This window comes from Cyanobium sp. NIVA-CYA 375 (assembly GCF_056108345.1).
This window is the reverse complement of sequence record NZ_JBSYHW010000164.1, coordinates 1-2,181: the sequence shown is the minus strand read 5'-3', so window position 1 is coordinate 2,181 and position 2,181 is coordinate 1. Positions and strand designations below refer to the sequence as shown.

The window sequence follows — 2,181 nt, the reverse complement described above, 5'->3', positions numbered from 1 at the left end:
ATCGACGCATTAGTCATGTCCTCAAGCCCCCGGATGTACTGATCAGAGGGGTGACAACTTTCCTGAAACTGGGGGCCGCGGCCCGGTTGTATTCGATCAAATCGAGCTTGACCGCCGGCTCACCAGCCGTCGGCGGATTCAGCAAAGTGTCCACAGTGAGCCATTCTACATCTGGGCGTCGTGCGAATGAGAAGCCGTATTTCTTATTTTCGTCTGGATCCTGACCGGCGAATAGCGGCTGCTGCAGCGAGGCGAGGCGGAACAGCGGCAGGCCCTTACCACGGATGTCCTCGTCGACTCCATTGATCAGGTCAACCAACGGAGCCGGCACCTTGGTTGCATCCAGAACCAAGCCGAGTTCCGGCAGATTCAATCCATGCATGAAGAAGCGACCGGCAAACAGCGCCGTCTCGCACAGCGGCAGGCGATAAGTCGAGGCCCCATCCACGACTTCGGTTCGACGGGAGAGGAGCTCCAGCGCCTTGCGCAATTCAAGGCGCCTATCCTCGACACCACCAACTCCGTCAGCGCCATCGGCGTAACGGTCCTGCATAAGCTGCAGCAGCTGGTCGACGCCCATGCGCATGAGCACCCCAAGGTGCTCTTCGAAGATCACCGACGCCAGGCTGGCCTCCCCATCTTCGGCAGCGAGGCTGGATCTGCGGCTGAGTTCCTCGACCAGACGTGAAAAATTTTCGTCGATCTTGCCCCGATAAACCTCGTCGATCAGTTTGCGCTCCCATAGCTTTGTCGATGCGCCATCGCCTGGGAAGCCCACGCGCCTGATCTCGATGTCCTCTGGCATCGGGAAGAAGGCATGCCCTTGGCGGCGCTCGGTCTCTGGCAGCTGATCGACATCAGGTAGAAGTCTGATCCGCACCTGAAAATTCTGCTTCAGAAATCCGGTGAGCTGTCCATAGGCCGGGGTGCGCTTGTACTGGCTGCGCCCACTCCCCGGCGGCTGTCCAAGCTGCTCGTCACCGCCCACCAAGCGCCGCGACAGCTCGATCAGGTCATTGATGGAGACTGGCACATCCAGAGGGATGGCGGCACCGTCAGCCCCGAGCAGGCCCTTGTGGGCTGCAACCGCCCAGAAGACCAAAGCCCGGATCAGCTGCTCATAGGCAGTCGGCTCATCCGGGGCCATCGCGGCTGCCTTCGGGTCCCGGATTGGCGCGGTCAGCAGCAATACTGCTTCCGGATGGATAGTCAGTTTCCTTCTTCCGGCCGCGTAGCTCGCAAAGGTCATGTCTGGGACCAGGCTGAGACCCAGGGGCAGTTGATCTGAGCTCCCGTCCGCTCGCCATTGGTCGGGCTTCGGAAGAGGTAGCTCCTCCCAGGGCAGCGGGTCGGTTTTGGTCGATGCCGCTCGCTCTGCAATCGCGACCGCCGCCAGGGCCGGGCTTACATTGCCTCGGTCATAGAACTGCGCATAGTTCGATCGCGTGCTTCCCAACTCCCAGTTGTAGCGCAGCTGTGTGGAGAAATTGAACGAGACCTTGATCTCGATCTTCTCGCCGAAGATCTTGATTCTCCCGATGACCACGACGCAGCGGACACTGACTCCGGCCTCCATGTAAAGCACCGTCGCGCGGTCGGTCTCGAAGACAATGCCAGCCTCCACGTAGACGCGGACCAGCACACCGGCCTTGACGATTCCGAAGTCCACAAACCCGATGATCTCGCCTAGGACACCGACGGTGCCGGCAAGCACCACATAGGTGCTACGCGGCCGTTGCGTCGGAGCCGTGGTGCCAGGGAGCTTCCGGAGGATGCCCTGGGCGCCGGCCAGATAGGCGTAGAAGGTCACACTCAAGGAGGCAAGCAATGGACCCTTGCGGAAGGTCTTGCCGAGTCCGAAGCGCCCACCGAGGGCGATCTCGGTGACGGGCTCGTAGACGAAAACATCATTTCCCGCGACCTTTGCTAGCCGAGGAATCATCCGCGATCCGGCACCGGATACGCGTGAGATGCGGAAACCTCCGGAACCGGTGAATGGCAGGACATCGACACTGAACGCACGCTCGAAATCGCGGTTTGCCGGGTAGCCGAAGTCGACAGAAACACCGCCGTCGGTGAAGATCTCCAGGCCGATGACGCCGATCGCGGTGACTTTCAGGAAAGTTGTCACTCCTTGGCTGCCATTCAGGCGGCCTTGATTAAGGGTAGCGCCATGAGCGG

Annotated in this window: 1 protein-coding gene; it reads right to left on the bottom strand. The window is 60.7% G+C overall.

Annotation, left to right across the window (positions count from 1 at the left end):
• Window positions 1–13: 13 nt before the first annotated feature.
• Window positions 14–2,181, bottom strand: a 2,168-nt coding sequence (locus tag AC01FP_RS17130; protein WP_474481897.1) for a hypothetical protein, incomplete at its 5' end; no start/stop codon positions are given.